The following is a 17534-nucleotide window of genomic DNA, read 5'->3' on the forward strand; positions in this document are numbered from 1 at the left end:
ATCCTTCAGGCGGCGTGCGGGGTCAGGCGCTCGAACAGCGCCTCCAGGGTGTTGAAACGCTGTTCCGGGCGCTCCATCGGCACCTGGAACTTGAACAGGGTGGCGCCTTCGAACTTGTAGCGGTTCGGTTGGCTCTGGATCAGCTTGATCAGGGTCAGCGGGTCGACCGGGGTATGCGCGGCGAACTCGAGGCGTCCGCCCTGCGGCCCGGCGTCGATCTTCTTGATCCCCAACTGCTCGGCCTGCAGCTTGAGCAGGGTGAGGCGCATGAGGTTCTTGGCCGGCTCGGGGAGCAGGCCGAAGCGGTCGATCATCTCCACCTGCAGCTCGTCGAGGGCGCTCTCGTCGGCGGCCGAGGCGATGCGCTTGTAGAGGATCAGGCGGGCGTTGACGTCGGGCAGGTAGTCCTCGGGGATCAGCGCCGGCAGGCGCAGGTTGACCTCCGGGCCGCCGCCCAGCGGCTGCTCCAGGTTGGGCTGCTCGCCCTTGCGGATCGCCTTGACCGCGCGTTCGAGCATCTCCATGTACAGGGTGAAGCCGACCGCCTGGATTTGCCCACTCTGGCCTTCGCCGAGCAACTCGCCGGCGCCGCGGATTTCCAGATCGTGGGTGGCCAGCACGAAGCCGGCGCCCAGGTCCTGGGCGTTGGCGATGGCCTCCAGGCGCTTCTGCGCGTCGTCGGTCATCTGCTTGCGCGGCGGGGTGAGCAGGTAGGCGTAGGCCTGGTGGTGGCTGCGGCCGACCCGGCCGCGCAGCTGGTGCAGCTGGGCCAGGCCGAACTTGTCGGCGCGCTCGATGATGATGGTGTTGGCGCTGGGCACGTCGATGCCGGTCTCGATGATGGTCGAGGCCACCAGCACGTTGAAGCGCTTGTGGTAGAAGTCGCTCATCACCTGCTCCAGCTCGCGCTCGCGCATCTGCCCGTGGCCGATGCCGATGCGCGCCTCGGGCACCAGTTCGGCCAGGTCGGCGGCGCACTTCTCGATGGTCTTCACGTCGTTGTGCAGGTAGTAGACCTGGCCGCCGCGCAGCAGCTCGCGCAGCAGCGCCTCCTTGATGGTCGGCTGGTTGGCCTCCATGACGAAGGTGCGCACCGACAGGCGGCGTGCCGGCGGGGTGGCGATGATCGACAGGTCGCGCATGCCCGCCACCGCCATGTTCAGCGTGCGCGGAATCGGCGTGGCGGTCAGGGTGAGGATGTCCACCTCGCTGCGCAGCGCCTTGAGCTGTTCCTTCTGGCGCACACCGAAGCGGTGCTCCTCGTCGATGATGGCCAGGCCCAGGTCGCGGAACTTCACGTCGTCCTGCAGCAGCTTGTGGGTGCCGATGACGATGTCGATCTTGCCCTCGGCGAGCAGTTGCTCGGCCTCGCGCACTTCCTTGGCGGACTTGAAGCGGCTCATCACCTCGACCTTCACCGGCCAGTCGGCGAAGCGGTCGCGGAAACTGTTGTAGTGCTGCTGGGCGAGCAGGGTGGTGGGCACCAGCACCGCCACCTGCTTGCCGCCATGGGCGGCGATGAAGGCTGCGCGCATGGCCACCTCGGTCTTGCCGAAGCCGACGTCGCCGCACACCAGCCGATCCATCGGTTTGGCGCTGAGCATGTCGGCGCGCACCGCCTCGATGGCGGCCTGCTGGTCGGGGGTCTCCTCGAACGGGAAGCCGGCGGCGAAGGTCTCGTAGTCGACCTGGGGATCGCCGAAGGCATAGCCCTCGCGGGCGGCGCGGCGGGCGTAGACGTCGAGCAGCTCGGCGGCGACGTCGCGCACCTGCTCGGCGGCCTTGCGCTTAGCCTTCTGCCAGGTCTCCGAGCCCAGGCGGTGCAGCGGGGCGAGGGAGTCGTCGCTGCCAGTGTAGCGGGCGATCAGGTGCAGGCTGGACACCGGCACGTACAGCTTGGCTTCCTCGGCGTACTCCAGCATGAGGAATTCGGCGGGCTGGCCCTCGACCTCGAGGGTGACCAGGCCATGGTAGCGGCCGACGCCATGGTCGATGTGTACCACCGGCGCGCCTTCGCGCAGCTCGGTAAGATGCTTGACCACGTTGTCGCCGGCGTCGCGGACCTTGTCGCGGCGCCGGCGCTGCATGACGCGGTGGCCGAACAGCGGGCTTTCCGGGATCAGCGCCAGCGTATCGAGCAGCAGGCCCTCGTCGAGCGGGGCGATGCAGATCGCCAGGCGCTCGCCGCCGGCGGCGAAGGCGGCCCAGCCGTCGACTTCGCGGGGCTTGAGCTTGAGACGGGCGAGCAGCTCGAGCAGCACCTCGCGGCGGCCGGCCGATTCGGCGCAGAACAGCACGCGGCCGGGGTATTCCTCGATGAAGCGGCGCAGCGCGGCCAGCGGCTCGCCGGCCTTGGCCTGGATCGCCAGGTCGGGCAGCGGGCGGGCGGCGAAGCGTTCGCGGCCGACGCCGGGCTCGAGGTCGCGCTGGTCGGCGATCACCCGCGGCCAGCCCTTGAGGCGGGCGAAGCAGTCCTCGACGGCGAGGAACAGCTCGGCCGGCGGCAGCAACGGACGCTCCGGATCGTAGCGGCGATCCTCGTAGCGGCTGCGCAGGTCGTTCCAGAACTGCTCGGCGGCGTGCTCGATGCCGGGCAGGGAGAACACCTGGGTGTCGGCCGGCAGGTAGTCGAACAGGCTGGCGGTGTCGTCGAAGAACAGCGGCAGGTAGTACTCGATGCCGGCCGGGATCAGGCCGCTCGAGAGGTCCTGGTACAGCGGGCAGCGCCGGTAGTCGACGTCGAAGCGCTCGCGAAAGCGCGCGCGGAAGTCGGCCACCGCCTTCTTCTCCAGCGGGAACTCGCGGGCGGGGAGCAGGCGCACGGAGTCGACCTTGTCCACCGAGCGCTGGGTCTCGGGGTCGAAGGTGCGCAGCGTCTCGATCTCGTCGTCGAACAGGTCGATGCGGTAGGGCAGGGCGCTGCCCATCGGGAACAGGTCGATCAGCGCGCCGCGCACGGCGAACTCGCCATGTTCGTAGACGGTATCCACGCAGCGGTAGCCGGCCGCCTCCAGGCGCGTGCGCATGTCGTCGACGTCGAGCCGCTGGCCGACGTCCAGGACCAGGCTCGAGCCGAGCAGGAAGCGCGGCGGCGCTAGGCGCTGCAGGGCGGTGGCGATCGGCACCACCAGCACGCCGTGCTTGAGTTCCGGCAGGCGATAGAGCGCGGCGATGCGCTGGGAAATGATGTCCTGGTGCGGCGAGAAGACGTCGTAGGGCAGGGTTTCCCAGTCGGGGAAGTGCAGCACCGGCAGGTCCGGGGCGAAGAAGCGCAGCTCTTCCTGCAGGCGCTCGGCGCTTTGGCTGTCGGCGGTCAGCAGCAGGGTGAAGCGGCGGGCGCCGGCGGCCGCCTCGGCGATGGCCAGGCTCTGGGCGGCACCCGGCAGGTTGCCCCAGTGTTGTTTGCCGGCGGCGGCCGGCAGGCTTGGAAGGCGCAGTACGGTCACGGGCGACTCGCGGTGGCGGCAAAGCGGCCATTGTAGCGGGCCGGCGAGCCGACTGTCAGTGATGGCCGTGGCACGTTGCCCGAACGCTTCGGGGCCGTCATAATGTAGCCCTTTTTGTTATCCCCTACATTGTGGAAGGTACCGCCCGTGAACCAGAAGACCGACCAGTGCCTTGGTGATTGGATTGACCGTGAGGCTCTCGCCGAGGCCATGATTCCGCTGATCGGCCAGCTCTATCGCAACAACAATGTGGTGACTTCCATCTATGGCCGCGGCCTGATCAACCGTTCGGTGATCGGCATCCTCAAGGCGCATCGCTTCGCCCGTCAGATCGACGACGCCGAGCTGTCGGTCCATGACACCTTCCCGCTCCTGCAGGCCCTGAGCGTGCTGGAAGTGGGCGCCGCTTCGGTCGACCTGGGTCGTCTGGCGGTCAAGTACAAGAGCGAAGGCAACGGCCGCAGCGCCGAGCAGTTCGTCCGCGAAGAGCTGGCCGAAGTGGTCGGCAAGCAGGGCAGCGAGCAGCGCGAAGGCACCGACGTCGTGCTGTACGGTTTCGGCCGCATCGGCCGCCTGCTGGCGCGCATCCTGATCGAGAAGACCGGCGGCGGCGACGGCCTGCGTCTGCGCGCCATCGTCGTGCGCAAGGGCGCCGCCAACGACCTGGTCAAGCGTGCCAGCCTGCTGCGCCGCGACTCGGTGCACGGTCCGTTCAACGGCACCATCACCATCGACGAGGAGAACAACACCATCCTCGCCAATGGCAACCTGATCCAGGTGATCTACTCCAACGATCCGACCACCGTCGACTACACCGCCTACGGCATCAACAACGCCATCGTCGTCGACAACACCGGCAAGTGGCGCGACGCCGAAGGCCTGGGCCAGCACCTGAAGTGCCCGGGCGCCGCCCGTGTGGTGCTGACCGCGCCGGGCAAGGGCGAGATCAAGAACATCGTCCACGGCATCAACAGCAGCCTGATCAGCTCGGACGACAAGATCCTGTCCGCTGCCTCCTGCACCACCAACGCCATCGTGCCGGTGCTCAAGGCTGTCTACGACAAGTTCGGCATCGCCCATGGTCACGTGGAGACCGTGCACTCCTACACCAACGACCAGAACCTGATCGACAACTTCCACAAGGGCGATCGCCGCGGCCGCAGCGCGCCGCTGAACATGGTGATCACCGAGACCGGTGCCGCCACCGCCGCCGCCAAGGCCCTGCCGGTACTGAAGGGCAAGCTGACCGGCAACGCCATTCGCGTGCCGACGCCGAACGTCTCCATGGCCATCCTCAACCTGACCCTGGAGAAGGCCACCAGCCGCGAGGAGATCAACGAGTACCTGCGCCACATGGCGCTGCACTCCGAGCTGCACAAGCAGATCGACTTCACCAACTCGCCGGAAGTGGTGTCCACCGATTTCGTCGGTTCCCGCCATGCCGGCATCGTCGATGGCGAAGCGACCATCTGCAACGACAACCGTGTCGTCCTGTACGTCTGGTACGACAACGAGTTCGGCTACAGCTGCCAGGTGGTGCGTGTACTGGAAGAGATGGCTGGGGTCACCCCGCCGGCCTTCCCGCGCTGATCCGCACAGGTCGCCAGTGAAAACGGGAGCTTCGGCTCCCGTTTTTCATTTCTGGCGCCCGGAAAATGCGGAACGGACGGCCAGAGCGGCGGCGCAGTCCATCACCTGGCCGTCCCGGGGGCGCTGGTGGAGGGCGTCCCTCTAATTGGTCGGCTTTTTGCAATGGGGGTGTCAGCTGTGTTCGTTATCTGACAATGCGAGGTCTGGCCGGCGTGGGGCGGTCATTGCAGTTTCAGGTGACGTAAGACATCCTTGTTCGTTTAATTGTTAATAATTGGGCAAAGCGGATGATAAAAATCAAACGTGGTCTGGACCTGCCCATCACCGGCGCTCCCGCGCAGCGCATCGAGGCCGCCCGGCCGGTGCGCAGCGTGGCGCTCGTTGGCTTCGACTATCACGGGATGAAGCCCACGATGCAGGTGCAGGTCGGTGATCGAGTCAAGCTCGGCCAGGTCCTGTTCTCCGACAAGAAGACCCCGGGAGTGAACTACACGGCGCCCGCCGCCGGCATCGTCAGCGCCATCCATCGCGGCGAGCAGCGCGTGCTGCAGTCGGTGGTCATCGACGTGGAGGGCGACGAGCAGTTCACCTTCGCCCGCTATCCGGCCGAGCGGCTGGGGGCGTTGGAGGATGGTCTGGTTCGCGACAATTTGCAGGCTTCCGGCCTGTGGACCGCCTTGCGGACCCGCCCGTTCAGCAAGGTGCCGGCTGTCGATGCCGTGCCCAGTTCGATTTTCGTCACCGCCATCGACAGCCATCCGCTGGCTGCCGATCCGGCGCTGGTGATCGGCGAGCACGCCGGCGATTTCGAGAACGGCCTCAAGGTGCTCGGCCGTCTGGCGCGGGTTTTCCTGTGCAAGGCCGAGGGAGTCGCCCTTCCGGGCGAAGGCGTGGCCGGGGTGACCGTCGAAAGCTTCGCCGGCCCGCACCCGGCCGGCCTGGCCGGCACTCATATCCACTTCCTCGACCCGGTCAGCGCGACCCGAAGCGTGTGGACCATCAACTACCAGGACGTCATCGCCGTCGGCAAGCTGTTCACCAGCGGCCAGCTGTGGGTCGAGCGAGTGGTCGCCCTCGGCGGTCCGGTGGTCGCGCAGCCGCGCCTGCTGCGTACCCGCCTGGGCGCCAGCCTGGACGAGCTGACCGCCGGCGAGCTGCAGCCCGGCCACAACCGGGTGATCTCCGGCTCGGTGTTCGGCGGGCGCACGTCCCGCGGCGCCGCCGCCTTCCTCGGCCGCTATCACCTGCAGGTGTCCTGCCTGCGCGAGGGCACCGACCGCGAGCTGCTCCACTATCTGCGCGCAGGGGTGGAAAAGCACTCGGTGCTCAACGTGTTCGTCTCCCGGTTGCTGGGCGACAGGAAGTTCCCGTTCAGCACCACCACCAACGGCAGTCCGCGCGCCATGGTGCCGGTCGGCAACTACGAGCAGGTGATGCCGCTCGACATCCTGCCCACCCAGTTGCTGCGCTACCTGATCGTCGGCGACACCGAGATGGCGCAGAAGCTCGGCGCCCTCGAGCTGGACGAGGAAGACCTGGCGCTGTGCAGCTACGTCTGCGCCGGCAAGTACGAATACGGTCCGATCCTGCGCGACAATCTGGCCCGCATCGAGAAGGAGGGTTGACCATGGGTATGCGCGATTTTCTCGACAGGATCGAGCACAACTTCGCCGCGGGCGGCAGGTACGAGAAGTGGTACGCCCTCTACGAGGCGGTGGACACCTTCTTCTATCGTCCGGCCAGCGTGACCAAGACCACCGCCCACGTGCGCGACGGCATCGACCTCAAGCGCATGATGATCACCGTCTGGCTGTGCACCTTCCCGGCGATGTTCTTCGGCATGTGGAACGTCGGCCACCAGGCCAACCTGATCTTCGCCCAGAGCCCCGAGCTGCTGGCGGCCCAGCAGGGCTGGCGCTTCAGCCTGATCGGCGCACTGGCCGGCTTCGACCCCGCCAGCCTGTGGGACTGCCTGGTCCAGGGTGCCGCCTGGTTCCTGCCGATCTACCTGGTGACCTTCGTGGTCGGCGGCTTCTGGGAGGTGCTGTTCGCCTCGGTGCGTCGTCATGAGGTCAACGAGGGCTTCTTCGTCACCTCGGTGCTGTTCGCCCTGATCCTGCCGCCGAGCATCCCGCTGTGGCAGGTGGCGCTGGGCATCAGCTTCGGTGTGGTGCTGGGCAAGGAGGTGTTCGGCGGCACCGGCAAGAACTTCCTCAACCCGGCGCTGGTCGGCCGGGCCTTCCTGTTCTTCGCCTACCCGGCGCAGATCTCCGGCGACGGCGTGTGGACCGCGGTGGATAGCTACGTCGGCGCCACCAGCCTGAGCCTGGGCGCGGCCGGCGGCGTGGAGGCCATCGCCGGCCAGGGGATCACCTGGATGGATGCCTTCCTCGGCTTCGAGCATGGCTCGATCGGCGAAACCAGCGCCCTGGCCATCCTGATCGGCGGCGCCGTGCTGCTGCTGACCAAGATCGCCGCCTGGCGCATCGTCGCCGGGGTCATGCTGGGCATGATCGCCACCAGTGCCCTGTTCAATGCCATCGGCTCGGACAGCAACCCGCTGTTCGCCATGCCCTGGTACTGGCACCTGGTGGTCGGCGGCTTCGCCTTCGGCATGATCTTCATGGCTACCGACCCGGTGTCGGCGGCGATGACCCACACCGGCAAGTGGCTGTTCGGCGCGCTGATCGGCCTGATGGTGGTGCTGATCCGCGTGGTCAACCCGGCCTTCCCGGAAGGCATGATGCTGGCGATCCTGTTCGCCAACCTGTTCGCGCCGCTGATCGACCACTTCGTCGTTCAGGCCAATATCAAGCGGAGGCTGGCACGCAATGTCTAGTCAAAAGGAATCCACCGCCCGCACCCTGCTGGTCGCGCTGGTGGTCTGCCTGGTGTGCTCGGTGTTCGTCGCCGGCGCGGCCGTGGCGCTCAAGCCGATCCAGATCGACAACCGCCAGCTCGACAAGCAGCGCAGCATCCTGGCCATCGCCGGGCTGGGCGAGGCGGGGCTGTCCGGCAAGCAGGTCAAGGCGCTGTTCGCCGAGCGCATCCGCATGCGCGTGGTCGATCTGCAGAGCGGCAGGTTCACCGATGCCCAGGATGCCGCCACCTTCGATCCGCTCAAGGCGGCCAAGGATCCCCAGCTGTCCGATGCCCTGCCGGGCGAGCAGGACATCGCCTCGATCAAGCGCCGCGAGCGCTTCTCCACCGTCTACCTGGTGGAGACCGATGGCAAGCTGGACACCCTGATCCTGCCGGTGCGCGGCTATGGCCTGTGGTCGACCCTGCACGGCTTCCTGGCGGTCAAGGGCGATCTGAACACGGTGGCCGGCTTCGGCTTCTACCAGCACGCCGAGACCCCGGGTCTGGGCGGCGAGGTGGACAATCCGAAATGGAAGGCGCTGTGGCCGGGCAAGACCCTGTTCGACGAGCAGGGCGCACCGGCGGTGCAGATCATCAAGGGCACGGTCGATCCGCAGAGCCCGCAGGCCAGTCATCAGGTGGACGGCCTCGCCGGCGCCACCCTGACCAGCAAGGGCGTGCACAACCTGCTGCAGTTCTGGCTCGGCCGCAGCGGTTTCGGTCCGTTTATCGCTAATCTGCGTGCCGGGGAGGCCTGATCATGGCGCAACCGACTATCAAGGAAGTTCTGCTCAACCCCATCGTCCACAACAACCCGATCGGTCTGCAGATCCTCGGGGTCTGCTCGGCGCTGGCGGTGACCTCCAACCTGAAGACCGCCCTGGTGATGGCCATCGCCCTGACCCTGGTGACCGGCTGCTCCAACCTGTTCATCTCCATGGTGCGCCATCAGATCCCCAGCTCGATCCGCATGATCGTGCAGATGGTGATCATCGCGTCCCTGGTGATCGTGGTCGACCAGATCCTCAGGGCCTACGCCTTCAGCCTGGCCAAGCAGCTGTCGGTGTTCGTCGGCCTGATCATCACCAACTGCATCGTGATGGGCCGCGCCGAGGCCTTCGCCATGGCCAACCCGCCGGTGCTGTCGTTCTTCGACGGGATCGGCAACGGCCTGGGCTACAGCGCCATGCTGATCATCCTCGGCGTGATCCGCGAGCTGTTCGGCGCCGGCAAGCTGCTCGGTTTCGAGATCATTCCGGTGGTCAACGACGGCGGCTGGTACGTGCCCAATGGGCTGCTCCTGCTGCCGCCCTCGGCGTTCTTCCTGATCGGCCTGATCATCTGGGGACTGCGCAGCTGGAAGACCGAGCAGGCCGAGGCGCCCAGCTACAAGATGGCACCGCAGGTGCAGAACAAGGAGGCCTACTGATGGAACACTACCTCAGCCTGTTCGTGAAGGCCGTGTTCGTGGAGAACATGGCGCTGGCCTTCTTCCTCGGCATGTGCACCTTCATCGCCATTTCCAAGAAGGTGGAGACGGCGATCGGCCTGGGCGTCGCCGTGGTGGTGGTGCAGACCATCACCGTGCCGGCCAACAACCTGCTGTTCACCTACCTGCTCAAGGAGGGTGCGCTGGCCTGGGCCGGCCTGCCGGAGGTCGATCTGAGCTTCCTCGGCCTGCTCAGCTATATCGGCGTGATCGCCGCCATCGTGCAGATCCTCGAGATGCTCCTCGACAAGTACGTGCCCTCGCTCTACAACGCGCTCGGCGTGTTCCTGCCGCTGATCACGGTGAACTGCGCGATCATGGCCGGCTCGCTGTTCATGGTCGAGCGCGACTACAACTTCTCGGAAAGCGTGGTCTACGGCCTGGGTTCGGGCTTCTCCTGGGCGCTGGCGATCGCCGTGCTCGCCGGGGTGCGCGAGAAACTCAAGTACAGCGACGTGCCGGCCGGCCTGCAGGGCCTGGGCATCACCTTCATCACCATCGGACTGATGTCGCTGGGCTTCATGTCCTTCTCCGGCGTGCAGCTCTAAGGACGGGATGAACAGATGATCAGTTTCGAGCTTTTTCTCGCCATCGGCATGTTCACTGGCATCGTGCTGGCGCTGGTGGCGATCATCCTCGCCGCGCGCGCCAAGCTGGTGTCCAGCGGCGATGTGAACATCGTCATCAACGGCGAGCGCACCATCACCGTGCCGGCCGGCGGCAAGCTGCTGCAGACCCTGGCGGCCAACGACATCTTCCTGTCCTCCGCCTGCGGCGGCGGCGGCACCTGCGCGCAGTGCAAGTGCATCGTCGAGTCGGGCGGCGGCGAGATGCTTCCCACCGAGGAATCGCACTTCACCAAGCGCGAGGCCAAGGCGGGCTGGCGGCTGTCCTGCCAGACCCCGGTCAAGCAGGACATGCACATCGAGGTGCCGGAGGAGGTCTTCGGCGTGAAGAAGTGGGAATGCACGGTGGAGTCCAACCCCAACGTCGCCACCTTCATCAAGGAGCTGACCCTGCGCCTGCCGGCAGGCGAGAGCGTGGACTTCCGCGCCGGCGGCTACGTGCAGCTGGAGTGCCCGCCGCACGTTGTCAAGTACAAGGACTTTGACATCCAGGAGGAGTACCGCGGCGACTGGGACAAGTTCAACATGTGGCGCTACGTGTCGAAGGTGGACGAGCCCACCATTCGCGCCTACTCCATGGCCAACTACCCGGAAGAGAAGGGGATCGTGAAGTTCAACATCCGCATCGCCTCGCCGCCGCCGGGCAGGGACGACATTCCGCCGGGCAGGATGTCCTCCTACGTGTTCAACCTCAAGCCGGGCGACAAGATCACCGTGTACGGTCCCTTCGGCGAATTCTTCGCCAAGAATACCGACAACGAGATGGTGTTCATCGGCGGCGGCGCCGGCATGGCGCCGATGCGCTCGCACATTTTCGACCAGCTCAAGCGCCTCAATTCGCAGCGCAAGATGAGCTTCTGGTACGGCGCGCGCTCGATGCGCGAGGCCTTCTACGTCGAGGAGTACGACCGGCTGCAGGCGGAGAACCCGAACTTCCGCTGGCACCTGGCGCTGTCCGATCCGCAGCCCGAGGACAACTGGGATGGCCTCAAGGGCTTCATCCACAACGTGCTCTACGAGAACTACCTCAAGGACCATCCGGCGCCGGAGGATTGCGAGTTCTACATGTGCGGCCCGCCGATGATGAACGCGGCGGTGATCAAGATGCTGCTCGATCTGGGCGTGGAGCGGGAGAACATCCTGCTCGACGATTTCGGAGGCTAGCGCCATGGCCATCGCCTCGTTCCTGCGGTCCCTCGCCGCTGCCGCCCTGGCGGCAGCGCTGGCGGGTTGCGAATTCTCCGACCCGCTGGAGTCCTTCGGCGGCCCGACCATGGGCAGTACCTACACGATCAAGTACGTGCGCGCCGACGGCGTCGCGGATGCCAAGACCCTGCAGGCGGGCGTCGAGGCGATCCTCGCCGAGGTCGACCAGCAGATGTCCACCTACCGCGACGACTCGCTGATCGAGCGCTTCAACCGCGCGCCGGCCGACACCTGCATGGCCATGCCGCAGGACGTGCTGGAGCTGGTGCGCCTGGGCGAGGGGCTGTCGCTGCAGAGCGACGGCGCCTTCGATCTCACCGTCGAGCCGCTGCTGAACCTGTGGGGCTTCGGGCCCAAGTCGCGCGGCGAGCAGGTGCCCAGCGCCGAGGCCATCGCCGAGGTGCTCCAGCGCGTCGGCCACCAACATTTGCGCATCGATGGCGAGCAGCTGTGCAAGGACGCCAAGGTCCAGGTGGACCTCAACAGCATCGCCGCCGGCCATGCCGTCGACCGCATCGCCGCCTGGCTGGAGCAGCAGGGGGTGGCCAGCTATCTAGTCGAGGCCACCGGCGAGCTGAAGATGCGCGGGCGCAAGCCCGACGGTTCGGCCTGGCGGATCGCCATCGAGGAGCCGCGCGAGGACCAGCGCGTGGCGCAGAGGACGCTCGAGCTGGATGGCTACGGGGTGTCGACCTCGGGTGACTATCGCAACTATTTCGAGGAGAATGGCCGGCGGTATTCGCATACCCTCGATCCGCGCAGCGGCGCGCCCATCGCCCACAAGCTGGCGGCGGTGACCGTGCTGCATCCCAAGGCCGTGCTGGCCGATGGCCTGTCCACCCTGCTGATGGTACTGGGTCCCGAGGATGGCCTGGCCTGGGCCGAGCGGCAGGGTATTGCGGCGTTTTTCGTGACCCGTGCGGGCGACGGCTATGTCACCCACGCGACCAAGGCTTTCACGGCGCTGGCAAAGGCGCCCGAGGATCGACGATGACCTGGCTACTGGCTTTCGCGCTCATGCTCCTGGTGGTGCTCGGCATGGCCATCGGGGTGATCATGGGGCGCAAGCCGATCGCCGGCTCCTGTGGCGGCATCGCCAACCTCGGCCTCGAGAAGGACGATTGTCCGATCTGCGGCGGCGATAGCAACAAGTGCGAAGAGGCCAACAGCGAAGGCGTGGACAAGGCGGCAGGTTCCCTGGCCTACGACGCCAACCGCGCTGGATGAATCCCGACGGGGCAGTGGCTACACTGCCCCGTTTTTTATTTACGGTTGCCGGGCGCGAGCCGAATGGTTCGTGCGCATTCGGCGATCGCATGCGAGGCCCGCCGTGTGGCGGGTTGAAGTTTGTCCTGAAGGAGTGGCAGATGGCTGTCTACAACTACGACGTTGTGGTGCTGGGCTCGGGCCCGGCGGGCGAGGGTGCGGCGATGAGCGCCGCCAAGAGCGGGCGCAAGGTGGCGGTGGTGGATAGCCGCAAGCTGGTCGGTGGCAACTGCACCCACCTGGGCACCATCCCGTCCAAGGCCCTGCGTCACTCGGTACGGCAGATCCTGCAGTTCAACACCAATCCCATGTTCCGCCAGATCGGCGAGCCGCGCTGGTTCTCCTTCCCGGATGTACTGAAGAGCGCCGAGAACGTCATCGCCAAGCAGGTCGCCTCGCGCACCGGCTACTACGCGCGCAACCGCATCGACATGTTCTTCGGCACCGCCAGCTTCGCCGACGCCAACACCATCGAAGTGCTGGCCAACAACGGCGTGGTCGAGCGCCTGGTGGCCAAGCAGATCGTGATCGCCACCGGTTCGCGTCCCTATCGTCCGGCCGACGTCGATTTCAGCCACCCGCGCATCTACGACAGCGACACCATCCTGACCCTCAGCCACACCCCGCGGCGGATGATCATCTACGGAGCCGGGGTGATCGGCTGCGAGTACGCGTCCATCTTCAGTGGCCTGGGCGTGCTGGTCGACCTGATCGACAACCGCGACCAGCTGCTCAGCTTCCTCGACGACGAGATCTCCGACGCGCTGAGCTACCACCTGCGCAACAACAACGTGCTGATCCGCCACAACGAGGAATATGAGCGCATCGAAGGCCTCGACCACGGCGTGGTGCTGCACCTGAAGTCGGGCAAGAAGATCAAGGCCGACGCCCTGCTGTGGTGCAACGGCCGTACCGGCAACACCGACAAGCTGGCCCTGGAGAACGTCGGCATCGAGGCCAACAGCCGCGGCCAGATCGCCGTCGACCAGCAGTACCGCACCGACGTGCCGAACATCTACGCCGCCGGCGACGTGATCGGCTGGCCGAGCCTGGCCAGCGCCGCCTACGACCAAGGGCGTTCGGCCGCCGGCAGCATCGTCGAGGACGGCAGCTGGCACTTCGTCGACGACGTGCCGACCGGCATTTACACCATTCCGGAGATCAGCTCGATCGGCAAGAACGAGCAGGAGCTGACCAAGGAGCGGATCCCCTACGAGGTGGGCAAGGCCTTCTTCAAGTCGATGGCCCGCGCGCAGATCTCCAACGAGCCGGTGGGCATGCTGAAGATCCTCTTCCACCGCGAGACCCTGCAGATCCTCGGCGTGCACTGCTTCGGCTACCAGGCCTCGGAGATCGTCCATATCGGCCAGGCGATCATGAACCAGAAGGGCGAGGCGAACACCATCAAGTACTTCATCAACACCACCTTCAACTACCCGACCATGGCCGAGGCCTATCGGGTGGCGGCGTTCGACGGCCTCAACCGGCTTTTTTAAGCGGCTCCGACCGGTGGCCTGAGCCGGTCGGAGACTGGCCGATCAGCGATTCCCGAGCGTGGCGTTGGCCAAACCGGGAAAGTCTGTGATCAGGCTGTCCACCCCTATGTCGGCGAGGCGGCGCATCAGCGCCGGCTCGTTGACCGTCCACACCGACACGTGCAGCCCCTGGTTTTGTGCCTTGCGCAGACGCTCGGGGCTGCACAGTGGCCAGTTCAGCGCCAGCAGCCGGCACTGATAGCGCTGCGCCACCTTGAGCGGATCGAGCCAGCCGTGTTCGGCCACCAGGCCGCGCTCCAGCTGGGGAGCCAGTTCCTGCAACGCATGCAGCACGGTGCGCGAGCTGGTGGTCACGGTCACGCTGCGGGTCAGGCCGAATTCGCGGGTGAGCGCGGCAATCGCCGTCACCGTCTGCGCTGCGCGGGTCCTCGAGGCGCTTTTGACCTCCAGTTGCCAGTGCTTGAAGTGGCACTGTTCGAACAGGGTGCGCAATCGCGGGATCGGGCAGGGCTGTGGCCAGTCGGGGCCGCTGAGGCGGGCATCCAGGCGCTCCAGGTCCGCCGCGTCATGGTCGGTGACCTTGCCGCGTTGGCCGGTGGTGCGCTTCAGCGTCGGGTCATGGATCACCATCAGCTCGTTGTCGGCGGAGAGATGCAGATCCAGCTCGCAGCGGTGCACGCCCTGTTCCAGGCAGCGCTGGAAGCTCGCCAGGGTGTTTTCCGGGGCTTCGCCCCGCGCGCCGCGATGGCCGTAGATGAGGGTCACGGCAGTTCCTCTTGCAGCAGTGATAATCGCGACTTCTACCATGCCGTCCGTCGTTTGAGGAGTGTGGCGCGCGCGTTGCGCCGCCCGGCGGTGCGCGCCCTCCGGCGTTGCGGTAGACTGCCGCCCGTCCGGCGAACCGCCGGCCGCCGGCGCGGTCTGAGCTAGATCGCCGTTGCTGGCGAGACAAATGGACGTCTTCCTTTCGCCTGCAAAGCAGCCCGAGCATGTTCAGACCCCTATCCGTATTTATCGGCATGCGCTACACGCGTGCCAAACGCCGCAATCACTTCATTTCGTTCATTTCCCTGACCTCGATGGCCGGTCTTGCCCTGGGCGTGCTGGTGATGATCCTGGTGCTGTCGGTGATGAACGGTTTCGACCGTGAACTGCGCACCCGCATCCTCGGCATGGTGCCGCACGCCACCATCAGCGGCTCCCAGCCGATCGACGACTGGCGAGCGCTGGCGGCCAAGGTGCAGAGCCACCCCGAGGTGGAGGGCGTCGCGCCCTTCACTCAGCTGCAGGGCATGCTGACCCACAGTGGCGGCGTGCAGCCGGTGCTGGTCAACGCGGTGTTGCCGGAGGCGGAGAAGAACGTCTCGATCATCGAAAAGCACATGGTCGAGGGCAGCCTCGAGAACCTGAAGGACGGCGAGTTCGGTATCGTCATCGGCCAGATCAGTGCGCGGCGTTTCCGGGTGGCGGTCGGCGACAAGCTGACCTTCATCCTGCCGGAGGCTTCGGTCACCCCGGCGGGCGTGTTCCCGCGCCTGAAGCGTTTCACCGTGGTCGGCGTGTTCAAGGTCGGCGCCGAACTGGACAGCTCGCTGGCGCTGATCCACGTCGGCGATGCCGCGCGCCTGTCGCGCTGGCAGCCCAACCAGGTGGAGGGCGTGCGCCTCAAGCTCAAGGACCTGTTCCAGGCACCCGAGGTGGCCTGGCGCATCGCCGGCCAGCTCGGTGACGACTACCTGGCCCGCGACTGGACGCGCAGCCACGGCAGCCTGTTCCAGGCGATCCAGATGGAAAAGACCATGATCGCCCTGCTGTTGCTGATGATCGTCGCGGTGGCCGCGTTCAACATCATTTCCACCCTGGTGATGGTGGTGACCGACAAGAAGGCCGACATCGCCATCCTGCGCACCCTGGGCATGACGCCGCAGCAGATCATGCTGGTGTTCATGGTCCAGGGCACGGTGATCGGCGTGGTCGGCACCTTGATCGGTGGCGTGCTCGGCGTGATCGCCGCGCTCAACGTCACCGAGTGGGTTGCCGCGCTGGAGAACCTGCTGGGACACAAGTTCCTCAGTTCGGACGTCTACTTCATCAATTACCTGCCCTCGCAGTTGCGCATCGAGGACGTCGTGCTGATCTGCTCGGCGGCGCTGTCGATGAGCTTCCTGGCGACCCTGTATCCGGCCTGGCGGGCGGCGCGCACCCAGCCGGCGGAGGCTCTGCGTTATGAGTAAGGACAAGGCGGTACTGCTGTGCCAGAACCTCGGCAAGCGCTACGAGGAGGGCCCGCAATCGGTGGAGGTGCTGGCCGGCGTCGAGCTGCAGCTGCTGCCGGGCGAGCGGGTAGCCATCGTCGGCAGTTCGGGTTCGGGCAAGACCACGCTGCTCAATCTGCTCGGCGGCCTGGATACACCCAGCAGCGGCAGCGTCTGGCTGGCCGGCGAGCAACTGTCGGCCCTCAGCGAGAAGGCCCGTGGCCTGCTGCGCAATCGGGCGATGGGCTTCGTCTACCAGTTCCACCACCTGCTGCCGGAATTCAGCGCCCTGGAGAACGTGTGCATGCCGCTGTTGATCGGCGCCACGCCGATCGCCGAAGCGCGCCAGCGGGCCACCGCGCTGCTGGAGCGGGTCGGCCTCGGCCACCGTCTCGGCCACAAGCCGGCCGAGCTGTCCGGCGGCGAGCGTCAGCGCGTGGCCATCGCCCGCGCGCTGGTCAACCAGCCGGCGCTGGTGCTGCTCGACGAGCCGACCGGCAACCTCGATCAGCACACCGCCCGCGGCATCCAGGAGCTCATGCACGAGCTGAGCACCGCGTTGCACACCGCCTTCCTGGTGGTGACGCACGATGTCGGTCTGGCCCGGCAGATGGACCGCGTGCTGCGTCTGCAGGACGGTCGTCTGGTGGCGGAGGAGTAGGGCAGGAGAGGAAGGCGTGCCGGGCCGCTGGCACGCCGTGTTGAGCGGGAGGTCAGGAAGCGCGTTGCTGGCGGCGCAGCGATTGGCGCTTGTGCCAGCTGCGACGTACCCACCAGCGCCAGTAGAGCATGGTCAGGCAGTAGCCGAGGATGGCGGAGAGAATGCCCACCACCACCGAGCCGAGCAGGAAGGGCTGCCACAGGCTGGTCAGCTCGCCGGTGATCCACTCCACGCTCAAGTGTTCCGGCAGGGTGATCGGCGGCAGGTGCATCAACCAGGCGCCCATTTTGTAGGTGCAGTAGAACACCGGCGGCATGGTGATCGGATTGGTCAGCCAGACCAGGCCGATGGAGATCGGCAGGTTGCCGCGCACCGGGATGGCCAGCGAGGCGGCCAGCAGCATCTGCATCGGCAGGGGGATGAAGGCGGCGAACAGGCCGACGGCCATGGCACGCGCCACCGAGTGGCGATTGAGATGCCAGAGGTTGGGGTCGTGGATCAGTTTGCCGAGAAAGCGAAGGGACTTGTCACCCCTGATGCGCTCCGGGTCGGGCATGTAACGCTTGAAAATTCGGCGCGGCATGGGGCACTCGACGGCTGATGGGCGCCGGTATTATGCACGGATTCGTGACAGCGG

The 17534-nt window shown here is 66.4% G+C and carries 15 protein-coding genes; 12 read left to right on the forward strand and 3 right to left on the reverse strand.

Going from position 1 to position 17534, the window contains the following annotated elements:
- Positions 1-5: 5 nt before the first annotated feature.
- Positions 6-3446, reverse strand: coding sequence for a transcription-repair coupling factor (gene mfd / locus LMJ29_RS18970; protein WP_229607079.1), 3441 nt, complete (start codon positions 3444-3446; stop codon positions 6-8).
- Positions 3447-3575: 129 nt separating this feature from the next.
- Between mfd and LMJ29_RS18975 the strand changes: the two genes are divergently transcribed.
- From LMJ29_RS18975 to sthA, 10 genes are all read left to right on the forward strand, one after another.
- Complete coding sequence (locus tag LMJ29_RS18975; protein ID WP_229607239.1) at positions 3576-5036, forward strand: glyceraldehyde-3-phosphate dehydrogenase; 1461 nt, start codon at positions 3576-3578, stop codon at positions 5034-5036.
- 287 nt (positions 5037-5323) lie between these two features.
- Positions 5324-6661, forward strand: a complete 1338-nt coding sequence (locus tag LMJ29_RS18980; protein ID WP_229607080.1) for a Na(+)-translocating NADH-quinone reductase subunit A — start codon at positions 5324-5326, stop codon at positions 6659-6661.
- Positions 6662-6663: 2 nt separating this feature from the next.
- The gene (locus LMJ29_RS18985) at positions 6664-7875 is read left to right on the forward strand and encodes an NADH:ubiquinone reductase (Na(+)-transporting) subunit B (protein ID WP_229607081.1); all 1212 of its coding nucleotides are present in this window, start codon (positions 6664-6666) and stop codon (positions 7873-7875) included.
- Positions 7868-8656: a Na(+)-translocating NADH-quinone reductase subunit C gene (locus LMJ29_RS18990; RefSeq protein WP_229607082.1), complete on the forward strand. Its 789-nt coding sequence runs from the start codon at positions 7868-7870 to the stop codon at positions 8654-8656. Before LMJ29_RS18985 ends, LMJ29_RS18990 begins: the two co-directional genes overlap by 8 nt.
- Positions 8653-9327: an NADH:ubiquinone reductase (Na(+)-transporting) subunit D gene (locus LMJ29_RS18995; protein ID WP_229607240.1), complete on the forward strand. Its 675-nt coding sequence runs from the start codon at positions 8653-8655 to the stop codon at positions 9325-9327. Before LMJ29_RS18990 ends, LMJ29_RS18995 begins: the two co-directional genes overlap by 4 nt.
- The gene (nqrE, locus tag LMJ29_RS19000; RefSeq protein ID WP_229607083.1) at positions 9327-9935 is read left to right on the forward strand and encodes an NADH:ubiquinone reductase (Na(+)-transporting) subunit E; all 609 of its coding nucleotides are present in this window, start codon (positions 9327-9329) and stop codon (positions 9933-9935) included. Before LMJ29_RS18995 ends, nqrE begins: the two co-directional genes overlap by 1 nt.
- Positions 9936-9950: 15 nt before the next feature.
- Positions 9951-11177, forward strand: a complete 1227-nt coding sequence (gene nqrF / locus LMJ29_RS19005) for an NADH:ubiquinone reductase (Na(+)-transporting) subunit F (RefSeq protein ID WP_229607084.1) — start codon at positions 9951-9953, stop codon at positions 11175-11177.
- A gap of 4 nt (positions 11178-11181) precedes the next feature.
- Positions 11182-12213, forward strand: a complete 1032-nt coding sequence (locus LMJ29_RS19010; protein WP_229607085.1) for an FAD:protein FMN transferase — start codon at positions 11182-11184, stop codon at positions 12211-12213.
- Entirely contained in the window at positions 12210-12446 is a 237-nt protein-coding gene (nqrM, locus tag LMJ29_RS19015) for a (Na+)-NQR maturation NqrM (RefSeq protein WP_229607086.1), read from the forward strand. Before LMJ29_RS19010 ends, nqrM begins: the two co-directional genes overlap by 4 nt.
- A gap of 140 nt (positions 12447-12586) precedes the next feature.
- Positions 12587-13981, forward strand: a complete 1395-nt coding sequence (sthA, locus tag LMJ29_RS19020; protein WP_229607087.1) for a Si-specific NAD(P)(+) transhydrogenase — start codon at positions 12587-12589, stop codon at positions 13979-13981.
- Positions 13982-14023: 42 nt separating this feature from the next.
- On the opposite strand, the gene LMJ29_RS19025 is transcribed toward sthA, so the two are convergent.
- Positions 14024-14746 (reverse strand): glycerophosphodiester phosphodiesterase, encoded by a 723-nt coding sequence (locus tag LMJ29_RS19025; protein WP_229607088.1) that lies wholly within the window; start codon positions 14744-14746, stop codon positions 14024-14026.
- Positions 14747-14970: 224 nt separating this feature from the next.
- Here LMJ29_RS19025 and LMJ29_RS19030 point away from each other — a divergent pair, with 224 nt between their 5' ends.
- Both LMJ29_RS19030 and lolD read left to right on the forward strand, forming a co-directional pair.
- Positions 14971-16215, forward strand: a complete 1245-nt coding sequence (locus tag LMJ29_RS19030; RefSeq protein ID WP_229607089.1) for a lipoprotein-releasing ABC transporter permease subunit — start codon at positions 14971-14973, stop codon at positions 16213-16215.
- Positions 16208-16897 carry a lipoprotein-releasing ABC transporter ATP-binding protein LolD gene (lolD, locus tag LMJ29_RS19035; protein ID WP_229607090.1) on the forward strand — a complete coding sequence of 230 codons (690 nt, stop codon included), beginning with the start codon at positions 16208-16210 and terminating at the stop codon, positions 16895-16897. The genes LMJ29_RS19030 and lolD overlap by 8 nt, the downstream gene beginning before the upstream one ends.
- Positions 16898-16949: 52 nt before the next feature.
- Here lolD and LMJ29_RS19040 read toward each other — a convergent pair whose 3' ends face one another.
- Positions 16950-17480 (reverse strand): DUF2062 domain-containing protein, encoded by a 531-nt coding sequence (locus LMJ29_RS19040; protein ID WP_229607091.1) that lies wholly within the window; start codon positions 17478-17480, stop codon positions 16950-16952.
- Positions 17481-17534 lie beyond the last annotated feature (54 nt).

Origin of the sequence: Pseudomonas oryzagri (assembly GCF_020831405.1) — a bacterium.
Lineage (GTDB): Bacteria > Pseudomonadota > Gammaproteobacteria > Pseudomonadales > Pseudomonadaceae > Geopseudomonas > Geopseudomonas oryzagri.

What these genes read in the sequence shown, in the direction of transcription:
- nqrF (WP_229607084.1), top strand. Translation starts at nt 9,951, where the DNA reads ATGATCAGTTTCGAGCTTTTTCTCGCCATCGGCATGTTCACTGGCATC.
- nqrE (WP_229607083.1), top strand. Translation starts at nt 9,327, where the DNA reads ATGGAACACTACCTCAGCCTGTTCGTGAAGGCCGTGTTCGTGGAGAAC.
- LMJ29_RS18990 (WP_229607082.1), top strand. Translation starts at nt 7,868, where the DNA reads ATGTCTAGTCAAAAGGAATCCACCGCCCGCACCCTGCTGGTCGCGCTG.
- nqrM (WP_229607086.1), top strand. Translation starts at nt 12,210, where the DNA reads ATGACCTGGCTACTGGCTTTCGCGCTCATGCTCCTGGTGGTGCTCGGC.
- LMJ29_RS19010 (WP_229607085.1), top strand. Translation starts at nt 11,182, where the DNA reads ATGGCCATCGCCTCGTTCCTGCGGTCCCTCGCCGCTGCCGCCCTGGCG.
- sthA (WP_229607087.1), top strand. Translation starts at nt 12,587, where the DNA reads ATGGCTGTCTACAACTACGACGTTGTGGTGCTGGGCTCGGGCCCGGCG.
- LMJ29_RS19040 (WP_229607091.1), bottom strand. Translation starts at nt 17,480, where the DNA reads ATGCCGCGCCGAATTTTCAAGCGTTACATGCCCGACCCGGAGCGCATC.
- LMJ29_RS18985 (WP_229607081.1), top strand. Translation starts at nt 6,664, where the DNA reads ATGGGTATGCGCGATTTTCTCGACAGGATCGAGCACAACTTCGCCGCG.
- LMJ29_RS19030 (WP_229607089.1), top strand. Translation starts at nt 14,971, where the DNA reads ATGTTCAGACCCCTATCCGTATTTATCGGCATGCGCTACACGCGTGCC.
- lolD (WP_229607090.1), top strand. Translation starts at nt 16,208, where the DNA reads ATGAGTAAGGACAAGGCGGTACTGCTGTGCCAGAACCTCGGCAAGCGC.
- LMJ29_RS18980 (WP_229607080.1), top strand. Translation starts at nt 5,324, where the DNA reads ATGATAAAAATCAAACGTGGTCTGGACCTGCCCATCACCGGCGCTCCC.